This is a genomic window from Nakamurella sp. UYEF19, assembly GCF_040546275.1.
Classification (GTDB): Bacteria; Actinomycetota; Actinomycetes; order Mycobacteriales; family Nakamurellaceae; genus Nakamurella.
Genome location: NZ_JBEPNO010000041.1, coordinates 1 through 16,049, shown reverse-complemented (window position 1 = coordinate 16,049; position 16,049 = coordinate 1). Strand labels below are relative to the sequence as shown.

The 16,049-nt window shown below is 67.0% G+C and carries 19 protein-coding genes and 1 pseudogene; 11 read left to right on the top strand and 9 right to left on the bottom strand.

Annotation, left to right across the window (positions count from 1 at the left end; translation table 11 throughout):
* From ABIB25_RS28025 to ABIB25_RS28015, 3 genes are read right to left on the bottom strand one after another with little or no spacing between them, the layout of a single operon-like run.
* Positions 1 to 987 carry an MDR family oxidoreductase gene (locus ABIB25_RS28025; protein WP_354531797.1) on the bottom strand — a complete coding sequence of 329 codons (987 nt, stop codon included), beginning with the start codon at positions 985 to 987 and terminating at the stop codon, positions 1 to 3.
* A 4-nt stretch (positions 988 to 991) separates the two neighbouring features.
* Entirely contained in the window at positions 992 to 1,654 is a 663-nt protein-coding gene (locus ABIB25_RS28020; protein ID WP_354531796.1) for a TetR/AcrR family transcriptional regulator, read from the bottom strand.
* Between the two features lie 30 nt (positions 1,655 to 1,684).
* Entirely contained in the window at positions 1,685 to 2,485 is an 801-nt protein-coding gene (locus ABIB25_RS28015; RefSeq protein ID WP_354531812.1) for an SDR family oxidoreductase, read from the bottom strand.
* 208 nt (positions 2,486 to 2,693) lie between these two features.
* Between ABIB25_RS28015 and ABIB25_RS28010 the strand changes: the two genes are divergently transcribed.
* From ABIB25_RS28010 to ABIB25_RS27990, 5 genes are all read left to right on the top strand, one after another.
* The gene (locus ABIB25_RS28010) at positions 2,694 to 3,455 is read left to right on the top strand and encodes an SDR family NAD(P)-dependent oxidoreductase (RefSeq protein WP_354531795.1); all 762 of its coding nucleotides are present in this window, start codon (positions 2,694 to 2,696) and stop codon (positions 3,453 to 3,455) included.
* A gap of 20 nt (positions 3,456 to 3,475) precedes the next feature.
* Positions 3,476 to 4,159, top strand: coding sequence for a hypothetical protein (locus ABIB25_RS28005; protein WP_354531794.1), 684 nt, complete (start codon positions 3,476 to 3,478; stop codon positions 4,157 to 4,159).
* Positions 4,160 to 4,575: 416 nt separating this feature from the next.
* Positions 4,576 to 4,815, top strand: a complete 240-nt coding sequence (locus tag ABIB25_RS28000; protein WP_354531793.1) for a hypothetical protein — start codon at positions 4,576 to 4,578, stop codon at positions 4,813 to 4,815.
* 91 nt (positions 4,816 to 4,906) lie between these two features.
* Complete coding sequence (locus tag ABIB25_RS27995; RefSeq protein WP_090480857.1) at positions 4,907 to 5,125, top strand: ribbon-helix-helix domain-containing protein; 219 nt, start codon at positions 4,907 to 4,909, stop codon at positions 5,123 to 5,125.
* The gene (locus ABIB25_RS27990; protein WP_354531811.1) at positions 5,122 to 5,472 is read left to right on the top strand and encodes a type II toxin-antitoxin system PemK/MazF family toxin; all 351 of its coding nucleotides are present in this window, start codon (positions 5,122 to 5,124) and stop codon (positions 5,470 to 5,472) included. Before ABIB25_RS27995 ends, ABIB25_RS27990 begins: the two co-directional genes overlap by 4 nt.
* A gap of 428 nt (positions 5,473 to 5,900) precedes the next feature.
* On the opposite strand, the gene ABIB25_RS27985 is transcribed toward ABIB25_RS27990, so the two are convergent.
* Both ABIB25_RS27985 and ABIB25_RS27980 read right to left on the bottom strand, forming a co-directional pair.
* Positions 5,901 to 6,575, bottom strand: coding sequence for a hypothetical protein (locus ABIB25_RS27985; protein WP_354531792.1), 675 nt, complete (start codon positions 6,573 to 6,575; stop codon positions 5,901 to 5,903).
* Positions 6,572 to 7,051 (bottom strand): hypothetical protein, encoded by a 480-nt coding sequence (locus tag ABIB25_RS27980; protein WP_354531791.1) that lies wholly within the window; start codon positions 7,049 to 7,051, stop codon positions 6,572 to 6,574. Before ABIB25_RS27980 ends, ABIB25_RS27985 begins: the two co-directional genes overlap by 4 nt.
* A gap of 276 nt (positions 7,052 to 7,327) precedes the next feature.
* Here ABIB25_RS27980 and ABIB25_RS27975 point away from each other — a divergent pair.
* A pseudogene (locus ABIB25_RS27975) lies at positions 7,328 to 8,092 on the top strand (oxidoreductase); the annotation flags it as partial.
* Here the strand turns inward: ABIB25_RS27975 and ABIB25_RS27970 are convergent.
* A complete protein-coding gene (locus ABIB25_RS27970; protein ID WP_502919923.1) occupies positions 8,036 to 9,109 on the bottom strand; it encodes an EamA family transporter in 1,074 nt (357 codons plus the stop codon). The pseudogene ABIB25_RS27975 and the gene ABIB25_RS27970 sit on opposite strands and share 57 nt — an antisense overlap.
* A gap of 104 nt (positions 9,110 to 9,213) precedes the next feature.
* Here ABIB25_RS27970 and ABIB25_RS27965 point away from each other — a divergent pair, with 104 nt between their 5' ends.
* The 3 genes from ABIB25_RS27965 to ABIB25_RS27955 all read left to right on the top strand — a co-directional run bounded on the left by ABIB25_RS27965 (position 9,214) and on the right by ABIB25_RS27955 (position 10,540).
* A complete protein-coding gene (locus tag ABIB25_RS27965) occupies positions 9,214 to 9,774 on the top strand; it encodes a CGNR zinc finger domain-containing protein (protein WP_354531790.1) in 561 nt (186 codons plus the stop codon).
* Positions 9,775 to 9,876: 102 nt separating this feature from the next.
* Complete coding sequence (locus tag ABIB25_RS27960; protein WP_354531789.1) at positions 9,877 to 10,212, top strand: DMT family transporter; 336 nt, start codon at positions 9,877 to 9,879, stop codon at positions 10,210 to 10,212.
* A 46-nt stretch (positions 10,213 to 10,258) separates the two neighbouring features.
* Positions 10,259 to 10,540 carry a putative quinol monooxygenase gene (locus ABIB25_RS27955; RefSeq protein WP_354531788.1) on the top strand — a complete coding sequence of 94 codons (282 nt, stop codon included), beginning with the start codon at positions 10,259 to 10,261 and terminating at the stop codon, positions 10,538 to 10,540.
* A gap of 28 nt (positions 10,541 to 10,568) precedes the next feature.
* Here ABIB25_RS27955 and ABIB25_RS27950 read toward each other — a convergent pair whose 3' ends face one another.
* Positions 10,569 to 11,663 (bottom strand): medium chain dehydrogenase/reductase family protein, encoded by a 1,095-nt coding sequence (locus ABIB25_RS27950; protein ID WP_354531787.1) that lies wholly within the window; start codon positions 11,661 to 11,663, stop codon positions 10,569 to 10,571.
* Positions 11,664 to 11,766: 103 nt separating this feature from the next.
* Here ABIB25_RS27950 and ABIB25_RS27945 point away from each other — a divergent pair, with 103 nt between their 5' ends.
* Positions 11,767 to 12,390, top strand: a complete 624-nt coding sequence (locus ABIB25_RS27945; protein WP_354531786.1) for a TetR/AcrR family transcriptional regulator — start codon at positions 11,767 to 11,769, stop codon at positions 12,388 to 12,390.
* A gap of 52 nt (positions 12,391 to 12,442) precedes the next feature.
* On the opposite strand, the gene ABIB25_RS27940 is transcribed toward ABIB25_RS27945, so the two are convergent.
* A complete protein-coding gene (locus ABIB25_RS27940) occupies positions 12,443 to 14,017 on the bottom strand; it encodes a dolichyl-phosphate-mannose--protein mannosyltransferase (protein WP_502919924.1) in 1,575 nt (524 codons plus the stop codon).
* Positions 14,018 to 14,347: 330 nt separating this feature from the next.
* On the opposite strand from ABIB25_RS27940, the gene ABIB25_RS27935 reads away from it, so the two are divergent.
* Entirely contained in the window at positions 14,348 to 14,776 is a 429-nt protein-coding gene (locus tag ABIB25_RS27935; protein WP_354531784.1) for a hypothetical protein, read from the top strand.
* A gap of 464 nt (positions 14,777 to 15,240) precedes the next feature.
* Here the strand turns inward: ABIB25_RS27935 and ABIB25_RS27930 are convergent.
* Positions 15,241 to 16,049 (bottom strand): HNH endonuclease signature motif containing protein (locus ABIB25_RS27930; protein ID WP_354531783.1); only part of this gene is annotated, 809 nt, incomplete at its 5' end.

The following is a 16,049-nucleotide window of genomic DNA, read 5'->3' as shown; positions in this document are numbered from 1 at the left end:
TCAGGCCCTGGTGTCGAACACCACGCGGCCGGCGACCTGACCTGCCAGGATCTGCTCGGCCAGCTCCGGAGCCCGGCCGAGCGGCTCGACCGTCGTCAGGGAATCGAGCAGGTCGAGGGGCAGATCGGTGCTCAGGCGTTCCCAGGCACGGGTCCGTAACGCCGGCGGGCACTGGACCGAGTCGACGCCGAGCAGCGCGACGTTCCGAAGGATGAACGGCAGCACGGTGATCGGCAGGTCGTTCCCGCCGGCCAGTCCGCACGCGGCCACCGCGCCTCGTGACCGCGTCTGACGAAGCACGCTGGCCAGCGTCGTGCTCCCGACGGTGTCGATCGCGGCGCTCCAGCGCTCCTTCTCGAGCGGCTTGCCAGGAACAACGGCGAGTTCGGCGCGATCGACGAAGGCACTGGCGCCCAACGACTTCAGCAGCTCGTGGGTGGCCGGGCGTCCGGTCGAGGCGGTGACTCGGTAGCCGAGCCGGGCGAGGATCGACACCGCGATGCTGCCCACCCCGCCGGCGGCTCCGGTCACCAGGACCTCGCCGCCCGATTCCGGCGTCAACCCGTGATCCTCCAGCGCCAGCACGCAGAGCATCGAGGTGAGCCCCGCGGTTCCGATCGCCATGGCCTGCACGGCGGTCAGCCCCGCGGGCCGGCGGATCAGCCACTCCGGTTTCACCCGCTGGCGCTCCGTGTAGCCACCGGAGTGGGTCTCGGACAGTCCCCAGCCGGTGACGAGCACCTCGTCCCCTGGCGCCCAGGCCGGATCGTCGGAGGCGGCCACCGTCCCGGCCAGGTCAGCGCCGCAGATCATCGGGAACGACCGCGCGATGCGGCCCTTGTTGGTGACCGAGAGCCCGTCCTTGTAGTTCAGCCCGGAATGGCTGACGTCGACGGTCACCGCATCCTCGGGCAGGTCGGCATCCGTGAGATCCTGGAACTGCGCTGGTCCGTCGCCGGTGGCCACCAGGGCGCGAAACGTGTTCATGCGATCAGCCTTTCCCGTCATGTCCGTCAGCGTCGACGACACCGTCAACGTACTCGGCGAGAAGCCGTCCCCGGGCAGTCGCCTTCCAGATCGGGAGATGGCCGTCCGTCCCGGCCTTCCGGCGATCGAAGGAATAGGTCAGGGCTACCCCCCTCATGCTGGTGTTGACCAGTTCCCGCATCGCCGTATATCCCTCGCGCGCGGTCAGTTCCCGACCGAACATCAGATCCGTTGCGGTACGGATCTTCTCCCCCAGCAGACGTTCGGCGGGCAGGAGCGCCTGCCGGAGGTCGTCGTTGTACCGGGACGCCAGCCACAGTTCGGTCGAGGCCCAGAACAACCCCTGCTGGTAGGTCGACCACATCTCCTCGATGGCGGCGTCGATCCGGCTGCCCGGATCTTCCGGCCAGGTCGTGCGCTCCCTGGTCGCCTCGACCCGGGCGATGGCCAGATGTTGCACCGCTGCGATGAGCAGCTGGTCGCGGGCCGGGAACTGGTGCAGGAGGCGACCTCTGGTCACTCCGGCCAACTGCTGGATGACGACGGTGGTGGCCCCGGCGTACCCGTGCTCGATCAGGGCGGTCACGGCGGCGTCCAGCACCTGCTGCTGGGTGACCAGGCTTCTTGGCTGGAGGGGCCGGGGGTCGTTCGGGATGCGGGGAGGCATGGCGCACCGGCTCCGGTCGGTCCGGGGCGGCTACGCGTCGAGGAAGAGGTCGGGCGTCAGGCGGCCGTCACCCGGTGCGGCCCGGTAGACGTCCAGATCGGTGATGCCCTCCTGGGCGAGGACCTCATCGTCGATGAAGAAGTTCCCGGTGCAGGTCCGGCTGTCCCTGGTCAGGATGACATGGGCTGCGTCGCTGACGATGTCGACCGTGCGGGAACTGGCCATGGCGGCGTCGCCGCCGAGCAGGTTGCGGACGGCGGCGGTGGCGATGGTGGTCCGCGGCCACAGCGAGTTCGCGGCGATCCCGACCCCGGCGAGTTCCTTCGCGAGACCGAGCGTCACCAGGCTCATGCCGTACTTCGCGATCGTGTAGGCCAGATAGCGGCCCGCCCACTGTGGATCGAGATCCATTGGGGGAGAAAGCGTCAGGATGTGCCCGTTGGTCGACTTCTCCAGGTGCGGTAGACACGTCTTCGAGAGCAGGAACGTTCCGCGGGTGTTGATGTCGAGCATCAGGTCGTACTTCTTCATGTCGATATTCGACGTCGGCCGCAGATCGATGGCGGAGGCATTGTTGACGACGATGTCGATACCGCCGAACCGCTCGATCGCCGCGTCGACCGCCCGCGTGACGTCCTCGTCCTTGCGGACGTCCCCGACGACTGCGAGAGCGTGACCGCCGGCCGCCTCGATCTCCGCCGCGGCGGTGTGCACGGTGCCTTCGAGCCGCGGGTCGGCCACGTCGGTCTTCGCCAGCAGCACGACATTCGCACCGTCCGCCGCCGCGCGCAGAGCGATGGCGAGCCCGATCCCGCGGCTGCCACCGGACATGACGATGGTTCTTCCTGCCAGCGTTCCGGTCACGATGATCTCTCCTCTGTCGGTGCTGCGGCGTGGCTCGGACCGGACAGTACGACGGGATGCCCGGACGGTCAAGGGTGACCGTTGTTTGGTACGGTGCTCACCTGCCGCTTCTTCGATCGCAGCACCGAACCCGCGGAAATCGCAGTACCGAACCCACGAAACTGGAGTACTCGTCATGGATCTCGACAATGGAGTCGTAGTGGTCACCGGGGCGGCGAGCGGGCTCGGCCTGGCCACCGCCCGGACGCTCGCGCGTGCCGCCGCGCAGGTCGTCCTCATCGATCTCGGTTCCTCGGGTGGGAAGGAGGTCGCCGCCACCTTCGACGGGAAGGCCACCTTCGCCGAGGCCGATGTCACCGACGAGACCCAGATCGCCGCCGCCTTCGACGTGGCCGAGAACTTCGGTCCGGTTCGGGTCGTCGTCAACTGTGCCGGAATCGCTACCCCTGGCCGCATTCTCGGGAAGCAGGGTGTGCTCCCGCTCGAGCAGTTCGCCCGGGTCATCCAGATCAACCTCATCGGTACGTTCAACGTCCTCCGTCTCGGCGCCGAACGCATCGCCCGGACGGACCCGATCGGCGAGGAGCGCGGGGTCATCGTCAACACGGCCTCCGTCGCAGCCTTCGACGGGCAGATCGGACAGGCCGCCTACTCGGCGAGCAAGGGCGGCGTCGTCGGTCTGACCCTTGCTGCCGCAAGGGATCTGGCCGACAAGCTGATCCGGGTGATGACGATCGCACCGGGCATCTTCGAGACGCCGATGCTGGCCGGGCTGCCCGAAGCGGCCCGGGAATCACTCGGCCAGCAGGTTCCGCACCCCAGCCGGCTCGGCTCGCCGGTCGAATATGCGGCGCTGGTCGAGCACATCATCGCCAACCCGATGCTGAACGGCGAGGTGATCCGCCTCGACGGTGCCATTCGGATGGCGCCGAGATAGATCTGCGACATCCGTCCGGGATGGATGCCGCACCCGATGGGCTATTGATCCGGTGGCGCCGCGGACGGCAACATTCCTGGTGGGCGGCAGATCGCGGCCAGATCGACCGGTCGTGGGCCTGGAGGCCGGGGGACTGGTCGGACTACGCCAAGACACCCGTCCTGGAGATCCGTCCCGGCCTCAAGTGGTCCGGCGCGGCCCTCGGTTTTGGGCACGTGGCCAGTCTCGGCGAGATCCGCGACGTCAAGAAGATCACCGGCACCGACACCCTCTTCCAGATCGAGGTTCCGGTGGAATTGGTCCTGCTGGCCAAGGCGCCGGCCGCGGCCAGGCCCGCTCTGGCGAAGGTCCTGGCCCGCGTCGTGACCGCGCTCGCGGCCGGTGCCGCCGAAGGCACCCGGTTCGCAGTTCACCTCTGCCTGGGAGACATGAACAATCGAGCATTCGGGACGATGACGGACGTCAGCCCGCTCGTGCTGCTCGCCAACGCGGTGCTGGAGTCCTGGCCGGCCGCACGCTGGAGATCTTGCACGCGCCGTTCGCCGCGGCTGACCAGGCAAGTCGCTAAACTTTTAGGAGATCTGGTGGCCCGTGTTGAGCGCGGCCCTCGCAGTTCAAAGTGGGATCTCGCTCCTATGGCATCACCGGGAGCGGGCAGCGGGCCGGTTCGAAGTGGACTGATCCGCCAATCGTCGTGGCTATGAGCTCCTGCAAGTGTTGAACCTTGAAGTGGGGCCGCCGCTGGCGATAGCTGTCGAAATCGTGGCCAACCGCCCCGACAGGCCCAGCGGACCGATGACCACCGGATCCAGGTTTGCCCTGGGTGTCCATGATGTGGTCATTGGACTGTTCGATGTGCCGCTGGTGCGAGTGGTGTCCAATCGAACAAGACGGGAGTTCACACCCATGATTTCTTCTGTGAGTCACACACCAGAGCGTCACCAGCCGTGGTCATCCTATTCTCGGATTAGATTTCAGGCTCCGGGGGACATCGGACCGACCACGACGTCCTGCCTTCAGTGCACCTGGAAGAATCATCGGATGGCGGTTTGATGCTGAAACTCGACGGGGGGGCTGACCAGGGGAGGTTGAGTTGACGAACAGTGGTAGCAGTGTCGAGATGAGCGCCGATGATGCCGCTGCACTCGACCGCTTGGAGCGCCGGTCGCGCATGCTCCTGAAGTTCATGCGATGGTTCCTGTTCAGCCTGGCGATCCTGTACCTGGGGGGCCTTAGCTTGCACGGTGTATTTTTTGTCGTGGCCTTGGTGCTGGAGAACCTGGCGTTCGTCGGCTTTCTCATTGCCGGTGCGGCCTGGCTGGTGACGGCTCGGGGGAGGCGTCAGCTTGATCCGGATTGACCGATACAAATTTGCGGCGGGCTGGTTCGGCGTGTGGAGCGCACTCTCGGCTAGGGTGGCACTGGGATTGCTACTCGAGTAGCATCGGGGTATGAAACTGAGCGTCAGCCTGCCCGACGACGATGTGGCCGTGTTGGATGAGCACGCCCGTAGGGCTGGATTGGGATCTCGATCGGCCGCTCTGCACCAGGCCATTCGATTGTTGCGCCGGTCCAGTCTGGAAGACGACTATGCGGCGGCCTGGGAGGACTGGGACCGGTCAGGTGAGCGTGAGATGTGGGAGACGACGGCATCCGACGGGTTGTCCTGATGCGCCGCGGCGAGATTCGGCTGGTCGATTTGGATCCTGTCAGGGGCAGCGAGGCCAACAAGCAGCGGCCAGCTGTGGTGGTGAGCAACGATCGGGCTAATTCCGTTGCGCAGAGGCTGGGTCGCGGCGTGGTCACCGTGGTGCCCCTGACCAGTAACGTCGCGCGGGTGTTCCCGTTCCAGGTGCTGATTCCCGCCGACATTGTCGGTCTGCGCGTGGCGTCAAAGGCGCAGGCCGAACAGGTCCGTTCCGTCGCGGTCGAGCGGGTGGGGCCATCTCTGGGGCTGCTGCAGGCATCCCTGTTGGCCGAGATCGACGACGCACTTCGTCTCCACCTGGATCTGTAGAGGGTCGCGAACGTCGAAGCAGGATCGCCCTGCGGTGACGCTCGCCAGCGATCTCTTCCCGTGACCCGTCAGCGTTCGGGGGTTGCGGGCCTCCCGCAGGCGGCGGCATTCATCGTGGATACCGGTCGACCGGTGCGCAGTACAGGAGACGGTTCAGAAACCGTGTCCGGTCACGGATCGGCGACCGGAACACGATCCACGCGAACCGAACTGAGGCCTTTCGGGATCGGCACCGAGGTCCGTGGCCGGCTCCGCTTTTGACCATGGGAGGTGGTCCGCCTCAATGCTCAGTTCTCGGCAAGAACGCCCCGAGGGCAGTAGTCCGATCAGGGCCCTCTGCTCCGGATCCAAGATCGACGGAAACGGCATCTGGAGCGGCCGGCGCTCGGAGCGGATCGGTGACGATGACGAATGCGGCCGGTCACCGATCAATTTACGTACCAGTTGACGTCCTCTGCGACGGGCATCTTGAGATGCCCGGAAGCGATGACGACCGGGGTGCCGTCGGCAGGATTGATCCGGGCCAGTTGCGGGGCGATGGTAGTGGTGAAGGGGTTCGCACTTCGGCTGAGGACGACCGCCGCGTAGATGACACCGGTGGCAGCCACGGCTATCCCGCCCGCGGGGATGTTCAATCCGGTCACCAGGACGCTGGCCGGGGTGCTGCCGGACGATGTGAACTTCTGCACCGCGTCGACACCGTAGTCCTCGGTGCAGCTGCCGTCGCCGAGGGCCGGGTTGGTGTACCAGAGGCGGTTCTGCAGCACGAAGACATTGTTGAAGGGGTCGACGGTAGAGACCTGTTCACTCAGTGGCAGAGGGAGGGGCGTGCCCGGAGCAACATTCGCCCTGCCCGGCTTCACCCGCATGATCCAGCTGGGCCCTGACCCGCCGGTGCTGATGGTCTCGATGTACAGGGTGCAGTCGCGCGCTTCCACCACATTCGACAGAGAGCCGTCCTCCAGTCCGTTGTTCCCCGTCGAGGTCAGCATGCGGACCTGCGGAGGTTCTCCTCGGACCGGCAGCGTGGTGATCACGGTCTGATCCCCGCCGTTCGGGGTCGGTGTGGTGAGCGAGACGTTGCCGGCGCCGTCGAGCGTCATCTGACCCGGCCGCCGCCGACTGCGACGGGTGACGAGCCGTCAGGTGGCGAGTACTTGAACACCTGCACGCCGTGGTGGACGAACAGCCAGTTGTCGTTGTCGACTGCGATGGTCGAGTTGGCGGCCATACCGGAGCGAATCGTCAGGATGATGCCGCGCGGGGTGATCTTGAGCAGGCGCGGCCCGTCGATGATGAACAGGCTGCCGCCCCGGCTGACCACGATCTGCGGCGGGTTCATCAGCCCCGACATGACCGGTCGGATGGGACCGCCCGCCCCCGGCGCGAAGATCACGGTGTGGAGGTCCTGGTTGATGGCGAAGACTCCGGGGCTGCCCGTGGTCGTGCCGGCAGCGGTGCGCGCGATGACCGACGGCGCACCGGTGATCATCGCCAGACCGACGGTCAGTGCGATCAACACGTCGATCGATCGAGAACGACGTCCGCGATGACGGAGGACTACGTGGAGATCCTGCATCCGACTCATGGTGGCCCCCGACTCGTCACGATGGCGGACGGTGAATCCTGCGCGGTCTTCAGCTTCTGGTCGTGCCGGTGCGGGCACAAGCCCCAGCGGGCGGAGATCAACGACGCCCCGGACCCGAGTGAGTACTCGATCGGGTCGGTCGTGATTAGATGCCCTTCGCCGGTCCCGATGGCCGAGCCGATTGGATGACCCCGTGTGGATGACCCGGTGTGGATGACACTGCGTGAATGACACTGCGTGAATGACACAGCGTGAAAGGTGGACTTGATGGCAACGTGGTTGATCACCGGATGTTCGACCGGCCTCGGTCGTGCGCTGGCCGAAGCAGTCCTGGCCCGTGGCGACAACGCGGTGGTGACCGCCCGTGACGCCGCGAAGGTCGCCGACCTCCAGTCCGCCCATCCGGGGACCGCGCTGGCACTCGCCCTCGACGTGACCGTCCCGGCCGACGTCGTGAGAGTGGTCGGGGCGGCGCAGGAACGTTTCGGCGATCTCGACGTCCTGGTGAACAACGCCGGCTATGGATACCGGGCCGCACTCGAGGAGGGCGACGACACCGAAGTGCAGCAGTTGTTCGCCACCAACCTCTTCGGGGCGATCGCGATGATCAAGGCCGTGCTACCCGGCATGCGGAGCCGTCGGCGGGGTGCCATCGTCAACATCTCCTCGATCGGCGCGCGGATCTCGCCGCCCGGTTCGGGGTACTACGCGGCGAGCAAGGCGGCGCTGGAAGGAATCTCGGCTTCCCTGCAGAAGGAGGTGGCGCCGCTCGGGATCAAGGTGATCGTGGTGGAGCCGGGTGGCTTCCGGACCGATTTCGCCGGCCGCTCGCTGCAGCAGTCGCCCGGCAGCATCGCCGACTACGCGGAGACGGCCGGCCCGCGCCGCAAGGAGAACGACCGGGTGCACGGAACCCAGCCGGGCGATCCGGCCCGGGCCGCGCAGGCGATGATCACGGCTGTCGACGCACCCAATTCACCGTTCATGCTGCTGCTGGGAACGGATGCGCTCACTGCCTTCCGCAGCGTCTCGACGGCCATGACCGCAGAGATCGACACTTGGGAGCACCTGAGCGTCGGTACCGATTTCGACGCCTAGTCCCCCGTCGGGCATGCGGAGTTCGTCGACCCGGACCAGGGCGACGCCGGCGATGATCAGCATGCCGCCGATGGCCTGGATCGCGGACGGCAGTTGGCCCAGGAGGATCCAGGCGAAGAGCACCGCGAACAGCACCTCCAACAGCCCGACGAACGAGGACAGCTTGGATCCGAGTGCTCGCGCGGCCGAGATTCCGGCGACGTAGGCGAAGGCCGCCGCAATCACCGACAGTCCGAGAATTGGTACCAGCCAACTGACCTGGTGTCCGGCCAGGTTCACGTCGGACGTGTTGGCCGTCATGGGCAGGGCACCGACGGCGCCCAGCGCCAGCAGGATGACCGAGCCGATGGTCATGCCGCCGCTGGCCATGACGAGTGGCGGCAGTTCCGGATCGCTCTTGGCCGATAGCACGAAGAAGACGGCGAGGCCGACCGCGGCGCCGAGACCCCAGAGCACGCCGACGATGTCGATGCGAGTGTTGCCGACGAGGTCGAGGACCAGGCCGAGTCCGAGCAGGGCGGCCACCGACCCGGCAATGGTCAGCCGGCGCGGGCGCTGACCAGACCGGAACCAGAGCCAGCCGACCACCAGCACGATGCCCATGTATTCGAGCAGCAGGGCCACGCCGACCGAGAGGTGTTGCACCGCATTGAAGTAGAAGACCTGGCAGCCGGCGATGGCGACCAGCCCGTAGATGCCGATCATCCCGACGTTGCGGCGCAGTAGGTGCCAGCGTCCGCGCAGGCTGACGGCGGCCGGGACCATGAGCACGAGGGCGGCGATGCTGATCCGGGCCGTGACGGCGGCACCGGGTGACCAGCCGGCGTCGATCAGCGCGCTGGCGAAGGTGCCCGAGGTGCCGAAGGTCGCGGCAGCCAGGAGTGCCCAGACGAAGCCCAGGCGTGTGCTCCGTGTCGCCGGTAGGCCGGTCGAGGGGTGTTCCTGCTGCACGTGGTCCTCCCGGACGTGTTGGTCGGCTGCCGACGGCACCGACTGGCGTCATGTGCAAAAGCAATTACACTGATGACAGTACCGTCCAGCCGTAAGGAGTCAAGATGCTGTTCGCTCATGACACCGAGATGGCGCTCGCCGGAGCCGCGGCTCTGGTGAACACCGACGGCGATGTCGAGTTCGCGAGCGGCGAAGGTCTGCCCGATGTCGATGCGTTGGACCGTTTCGTCGACAGCTGGGGATGGACCGGAACCCGGACCCACACCGAGGCCGAGCTGTCCGCTGTCCGCAAGTTGCGGCCCCGCCTTCGGAAACTCTGGCAGGCCGACGAGGACGAGGTTGTCGAAGCGGTGAACCAACTGCTCCGCGAGGCGCAGGCTCTCCCACAGTTGGTGCGTCACGGCCAGTGGAATTACCACCTGCACGCCACTCCGCCGGCCGCGCCGCTGGCTACCAGGATGGCAGTCGAGGCCGCGATGGCCATCGTCGATGTGGTGCGCGCTGACGAGCTGGGGCGGCTGCGGATCTGCGCGTCACCCACCTGTCTGGATGTGCTGGTCGATCTGTCGAAGAACCGGTCGAAGCGGTTCTGCGACGGTGGGTGCGGCAACCGCGCTGCGGTCGCGGCCTACCGAGCGCGCCGAGCGTCGAACGAGAGCGGTTGAGGCCTGCCCGCGGGGGGGGAATGATGCAGCCTGGCGAGCCGATGACGGGCAAAGGCGAGAGCGGGTGGTGGGAAAGTGCCGGGCCTGGGTAGGGTTCGCCAGATGATCGTGGCGTGGGTCTGGCTCGGCCTGGCGATCGCCACCGAGATCGTCGGCACCCTCCAGCTCCGGACTCTGGCCAACGGCTGGCACGTCCTGCCGGCCGTCATCGTGGTGGTCAGCTATTCGGCGTCCTTCCTGCTGATGATTCCGGCACTCCGGACGCTGAATGTCGGTGTCTCCTATGCAATCTGGTCGGGTGTCGGTACGGGAGCGATCGCGACCATCGGGGCGATCTGGTTCGGTGACCGGTTGAACGCCGTCGCAGTGGTGGGACTCGTCCTGATCGTGGCGGGCGTGGTCGCTGTGACGCTGTCCGGAGGTACCAGCCACGGCTGACTCCTCCGTTCTCGGAAGCTGCGCCCACCCACCGAAAGGATCCCCCATGTTTGCCCTCGTCGTGCGATTCACCCTGCTGCCCAACGAGATCGCCGCCTTCGACGAGTTGGTCCGCGCTACGGTCGAACGCATTCGGCTCGACGAGCCCGACACGCTCACCTACTCCGTCCACCAGCGGCCGGAGCGCCCGCACGAGCGTGTCTTCTACGAGGTCTACACCGATCGTGCCGCCTTCGAATATCACGAGGCGCAGCCGCACACGCGCAAATTCCTGGCGCAGCGGCCGGCTCTGCTGGCCGAGGAACCGGAGGTCTGGTGGCTGACCTGAATCGCGTCATCACCGGAACCGGGCGCGCTCAGGGGAGCAGGACGACCTTCCCGCTGACGGTGTGCGACTCGGCCAGGGTGAAGGCAGCTGCTGCCTCGCTGAGCGGGAACGTCGCGGCGATCTGCGGAACGATCACTCCGTCGGCGAGCAGTTGCAGGACCGCGGTCAGGTCTGCGCGCTGGCGCTGGCGGAACTTGCGGATCGACACCGTGTGTCCGGCCCAGAAGTTGTAGAAGTTCGCCCTCCGCCTGTTGGGCAACAGGTTCCAGGAGTAGAGCCGGGCCAGCATGCCCAGAAACATGATGACCATGGAGTTGTCGTCGTCGAGCCGGGCGGCGCTGCCGTAGGCGACGAGGGTGCCGCCGGGTGCGAGCAGCGAGAACGATGTCGGGAAGCTGGCCGGCCCGAGGTGGTCGAAGACCGCGTCCACCCCGGCGGGTGCCAACGCGCGGACCGTCCCGGCGAGGTCGGGGTCATGGTAGTCGATCGGTTCGATTCCCAAGGTGCGCAACGCTTCGTGGTTCCGCGGGGCGGCGGTACCGATCACCCGGAGGCCGTCGTGGATGGCCAACTGGGCCAGCAGGCTGCCGACTCCGCCGCTGGCGCCATGGGCCAGGATGGTCTGCCCCGCCTTGGTGCGTGCGCTGCGGTGCAGCATCTGGTAGGCCGTGATGCCGTTCACCACCAGGGTTTCGACCTGTTCCGGGTCGAGGCCCTCGGCGACGGGGACGAGATCCGCAGCCTCGATGACGGCGTGGGTGGCCCATCCGCCGGTCTTCGTCGCGGCGGCGATCCTGGTTCCGATCAGCGCCCGATCGACGTCCCGGCCCACGGCCGTCACCGTGCCGACGAGGTCGTAGCCCGGGACGAACGGGAACTTCGGCTGGCCCGGGTAACGGCCGCGACGCATGCCCTGCTCGGCGAAGGAGACACCGGTGGCCTCGACGCGGATCAGGGCCTGTCCGGCCTCGGGCGGTGCCAGCTGCCGGACTCGGAACTGCAGTCCGTCTGGCTCGACGATTCCGGGCAGCACCACCTCGGTGGTGGTGACCGACCCGTTCGCAGGGGTGGCAGCGGTGGCCCGTCTGGCCTGCGTGGCGGACGTGGCGGTGTGGATGGGCATGAGATCTTCTCACTTGCGTAACGGTAACTAGCAACGGTGATAGACTATCACTCTTGTGTGGTGCATTGGCAAGAACTCTAGGCAAAGTGGAAGGAGGACACAGATGCGCGAAGAGCCATCAGGAGTGAAGGAGACCCCGGAAGCACCACGGGCCCGTTATCGCCGACAGGTGCGGGACGAGGTGCAGACCAGAGCGTGGTCGCAGATCGGCCAGGACGGTGTGTCAGCGCTGTCGCTCAAGGCCATCGCCACCCAGATGGGCATGACGGCCCCCGCGCTCTACCGCTACTACAGCAGTCGTGACGAACTGCTCACGGAATTGATCGTGAGCGCCTACCAGGACCTGGCTGAGGTCGCCGAGGCGGCGGCCGCAGGTGACCGGCCCGCGTTCGAGCGGATCCGTGACCTCTCTGCGGCGCTCCGTCGATGGGCTGTTGCCCAACCGCAGCGGTACCTCCTCTTGTACGGCACCCCCGTCCCCGGCCACCACGCCCCGGACACGGCCGCCCTGCTCGCCCAGCGGATCTTTGCTCCGATCCAGGCGGGATTCGCCGAGCTGCAGGACGAGTCGGCCGATCCATCGTCGTCATCCGGTGAGCATCGTTCCCTGATCCTCTGGACCCGGCTGCACGGTGTGCTCAGCCTGGAACTGGCCGGCCACTTCGTCGGCATGAACGTCGACGCCGACCTGCTCTACCGGGACGAGGTGGCCTCGGTCTTGAGGTGACGCAGGCCCGCTTGTTCGGCCGATAGATCCTGCAGTGCAATGAATTACCCGGTCAGCCCTGGGTCCAGGAGGGCAGCCAGTTCTCCATGTCGAATCGTTGGGGCGTCATCGAGGAGCCGTCGAGCATGGGCAGCAGCCAGATGAAGTTGGCGACCACCAGCCCGACGTACAGTGCGACGACCGCGATGGACAGGTATCTTCGCTCGACGCCGACCCTGGCGCGGCCCAGGATGTCGCCGAGCACGAGGGTGATCCCGATGATCAGGAACGGTGCCAACGGGGTGACGTAGAAGAAGTACATCTGACGGTTCAGGTTGGTGAACCATGGCAGGTAGTCGGCGCCGTAGCCGACCAGGACGGCGGCGTAGCGCCAGTCGAGGCGTGCGACGCACCGCCAGAGCGCCCAGGCCAGCACGAACAGCGACACCCACCACAAGGCCGGTGTCCCGATGATGAAAATCCGCTGGACGCAGTCGGAACGACCGATGCCGCAACCGGTCTGGTTCTGCCTGACGTAGTACAGCACCGGTCGGGTGCCGATCGGCCACGACCACGGCTTCGATTCCCACGGGTGACGGTCCGCAGGGTTGGAATCGGTAGCACCGGGCGCGCCGGGGGATAGCAGATTCGCATGGAAGTCCAGCATCTTGAACGTCCACTGCCAGAGCGCGTTGTGCCAGAGGCCCGCCAACTGGTGGAAAAGCCCGGTCTGATTCTGCCAATCGCCGACGTGGCTCGGGTCGGCCTCGAACTGGCGCCGCGGGAATGCGTCCTCGGAGAAGAACCATGCCCACCAGGACCCGATGTAGACCGCGAACGGGATGACGACGAGCGACCACAGGGACGGCCCGACGTCCCGGCGGAGCGCCGCGAGAACCGGTCGCCGAACACCGATTTCGCGACGAGCGGTGATGTCCCAGATGGTGGAGAGCAGGCCGAAACCGACGATCCAGTAGACCCCGTTGTACTTGATGGCGAACGTCAGCCCCATGAAGAAGCCACACCCGAACCGCCACCACCTGGCTCCGAGTGCTACGCCGGCCCGATCGCCCCACTGTGCCCAGGCGACCAACGGACCGCGGTGTCCCCGGGGCAGGAACGAGTCGAAGTCCGGGCCGATCGTCGAGTTCAGCCGGGCGCGGGTCTGGTCGCGGTCGGCGATCAGGCAGGCGAAGGCGGCCAGGATGAACACCTCCTGGAAGACGTCCAGGAGGGCGGTGCGGGCCTGCACGTAGCTGACGCCGTCGCAGATGATCAGGATGCCGGCGATCGCGCCCATCAGGGTGGACCTGGTCATCCGCCGGACCACTCTGATCGTCAGGAACACCACGAACGTTCCAGCGACGACGGAGGCCAGGCGCCACCCGGTGGGGGTGTAGCCGAGGATCTTCTCGCCGAGGGCGATCAGCTGCTTGCCCAGCGGCGGGTGGACGATCACGCCGTAGGCCTGGTTGTCCTCGACGCCGCTGTTGCGGGCGACCTCGGCGGCCTGGACGGCGTAGTACTTCTCGTCGAAGAGCGGGGTCCCGTTGTCGGAGGCACTGCCGACGTTCCACAGGCGGGTGAACCCGCCGATGATCGTCAGGACGATGGTGGTGATCCACCCGCGAACCCGGTCGCTGGGCATCGTCGGGTGGGCACGGTGCCGCGGGCGGACCGGGGGTTCGACCGGTGGAATCGCCCCGATAGCCACCACCCCGCTTGCGGGGTCGGACCTGGCCTGCCGCGGATCCGCCTCGTCGCCCGCGGGGGCAGTGGCCCGCCCTCCCGTCCACACGCTGCGTCGGCCCGACTTCTCCCCGTCCTGGGTATCGGCCGGCACTGCGACGGTCACCGGGCTCTCCGAAGGTCGAGCATCGGGCCAGTCTGCCACCGGGTACGTCGTGACCGGGTGTGGCCGCGACATGATCTGATGAGCCCCGACCATCAGACGCCACAGCGAGAATGAGGGAACGCGTTGACACCCTTCGACGGTCCTGCCGGTGCCGGTGCCGCAGTCGGTGTCGATCTCGCCAAGCTCCGCGCCACGGTGACGGTTTGCCGTGGGTGCTGCTGTGGGACTGCGCGCAAGCACCCTGAGGTGGATCACGACGAGCAGCTCCGACGGCTGACCGCCGCCGTGGGTGACATAGGGCAGATTCGGGTCGTCAAGGGCTGCCTCGGCCAGTGCGAGAGGTCCAACGTCATGGTGGTGACGCCGTCGACGCTGGGGCGACTGTTCGGCGGCCGCCCGATCTGGCTCGGCCGGATCCTCGACCAGGAGTTGCTCACGGCTGTCGCCGAATGGATCAATTCCGCTGGTCCCGGCTTGGCCCCAATGCCGGACGTGTTGCGACGTGTGGTCTTCGCGCCACTGGGCCCGATTGAACCCACGGCGACCGACTGAACCAGCGGGCTCGACTGAACCCACGGCGACCGATCGAACCAGCGGGCTCGACTGAACCCACGGCGACCGATCGAACCAGCGGGCTCGACTGAACCCACGGCGACCGATCGAACCAGCGGGCTCGACTGAACCCACGGCGACCGATCGAACCAGTTGGCTGGACTCAACCACCGCTCCGCGGTCAGAGTGGGTTGGCCGACCGCCACGCCACCGCCGCATCGAGTTCGTCACCACGGAACGGTTCGGAGGTGTCCAGGCTCGCCGAGGTCAACGTCCGGCCGTGTCGCCTCAGGCCCAGGAAGCGCGGCCACCCGATCCAGGATCAGCAACGTCAACGCGATACCGACACCGGGCGGTCCGTCGGGTGCGATCGAGCGGCTTCGGCGACAGTCCGGGTGGCGTCCCATCAGGCAGGAGGTACACGTACGCATCGCGGCCGGATGCGAGGAGTTCCTCCTTGGACCTCATGATGCCCCCATTGGTCGGTGCATGTTGTTGCGGAGGGGTTTTTGCTCCGAGTCCATCCATTTCGGTGGAATCAGCTCCGGTATTCCGTCTTCGCCCATCTGCACGACCCATTCGCCTTTGTGAATTTCGGTGTGATGGCAGGGGCAGAACAGAACACCGCCTTTGTAGCTGGTGTTGCCGCCGTCTCGGTGCCACCAATCAACGTGGTGGCAGTCGCACCAGCCGGGTGGTCTGTCACATCCGGGCCAGATGCATCCGCCGTCCCGCAGGGTGATGGCGCGGCGTATGGCGAGCGGGAAGGTGCGGCGTTCCCGCCCGATGTCCAGCACTTCACTTTTGCTGTCCAGGATGGCCGGGATGATCTGCGCGTCGCACAGGAACTTCCGGGCTTGGGCGGCGGTGATCGCCCCGCCGGAGTCGTACCCGGCGGAGGTCAGCGCGCCTTTCACGACGTCCCAGTTCATCACCATCGTGATGTGGGGCCGTTCGCCGCCCTGCGTCGGTCCCAGGCCCGCGTCCAGGAACCCGCGGAGCGCCGCGATGAGGGCGTGGGCGCGGCGGTTCGCCGGCGACCTCGGGTCCCGCACCTTCGTACCGCAGTGGGTCCGGGCGCCGGGTTTGCCGCCGGCACCGGCACCGGAACCGGCACCGGCACCGGTCCCGGTCCCGGTTCCGGCGGGGTGGGCGTCGCTGGCACCGGAAGCCTCGGCACCCGAACCTCCGTCGGTACCCGAACCTCCGTCGGTACCCGAACCTCCGTCGGTACCCGAACCTCCGTCGGTACCCGAACCTCCGTCGGTACCCG

What these genes read in the sequence shown, in the direction of transcription:
- ABIB25_RS28025 (WP_354531797.1), bottom strand. Translation starts at nt 987, where the DNA reads ATGAACACGTTTCGCGCCCTGGTGGCCACCGGCGACGGACCAGCGCAG.
- ABIB25_RS28020 (WP_354531796.1), bottom strand. Translation starts at nt 1,654, where the DNA reads ATGCCTCCCCGCATCCCGAACGACCCCCGGCCCCTCCAGCCAAGAAGC.
- ABIB25_RS28015 (WP_354531812.1), bottom strand. Translation starts at nt 2,485, where the DNA reads ATGTCCGGTGGCAGCCGCGGGATCGGGCTCGCCATCGCTCTGCGCGCG.
- ABIB25_RS28010 (WP_354531795.1), top strand. Translation starts at nt 2,694, where the DNA reads ATGGATCTCGACAATGGAGTCGTAGTGGTCACCGGGGCGGCGAGCGGG.
- ABIB25_RS28005 (WP_354531794.1), top strand. Translation starts at nt 3,476, where the DNA reads ATGGATGCCGCACCCGATGGGCTATTGATCCGGTGGCGCCGCGGACGG.
- ABIB25_RS28000 (WP_354531793.1), top strand. Translation starts at nt 4,576, where the DNA reads ATGAGCGCCGATGATGCCGCTGCACTCGACCGCTTGGAGCGCCGGTCG.
- ABIB25_RS27995 (WP_090480857.1), top strand. Translation starts at nt 4,907, where the DNA reads ATGAAACTGAGCGTCAGCCTGCCCGACGACGATGTGGCCGTGTTGGAT.
- ABIB25_RS27985 (WP_354531792.1), bottom strand. Translation starts at nt 6,575, where the DNA reads ATGACGCTCGACGGCGCCGGCAACGTCTCGCTCACCACACCGACCCCG.
- ABIB25_RS27980 (WP_354531791.1), bottom strand. Translation starts at nt 7,051, where the DNA reads ATGCAGGATCTCCACGTAGTCCTCCGTCATCGCGGACGTCGTTCTCGA.
- ABIB25_RS27965 (WP_354531790.1), top strand. Translation starts at nt 9,214, where the DNA reads ATGCTGTTCGCTCATGACACCGAGATGGCGCTCGCCGGAGCCGCGGCT.
- ABIB25_RS27960 (WP_354531789.1), top strand. Translation starts at nt 9,877, where the DNA reads ATGATCGTGGCGTGGGTCTGGCTCGGCCTGGCGATCGCCACCGAGATC.
- ABIB25_RS27955 (WP_354531788.1), top strand. Translation starts at nt 10,259, where the DNA reads ATGTTTGCCCTCGTCGTGCGATTCACCCTGCTGCCCAACGAGATCGCC.
- ABIB25_RS27950 (WP_354531787.1), bottom strand. Translation starts at nt 11,663, where the DNA reads ATGCCCATCCACACCGCCACGTCCGCCACGCAGGCCAGACGGGCCACC.
- ABIB25_RS27945 (WP_354531786.1), top strand. Translation starts at nt 11,767, where the DNA reads ATGCGCGAAGAGCCATCAGGAGTGAAGGAGACCCCGGAAGCACCACGG.
- ABIB25_RS27940 (WP_502919924.1), bottom strand. Translation starts at nt 14,017, where the DNA reads ATGCCCAGCGACCGGGTTCGCGGGTGGATCACCACCATCGTCCTGACG.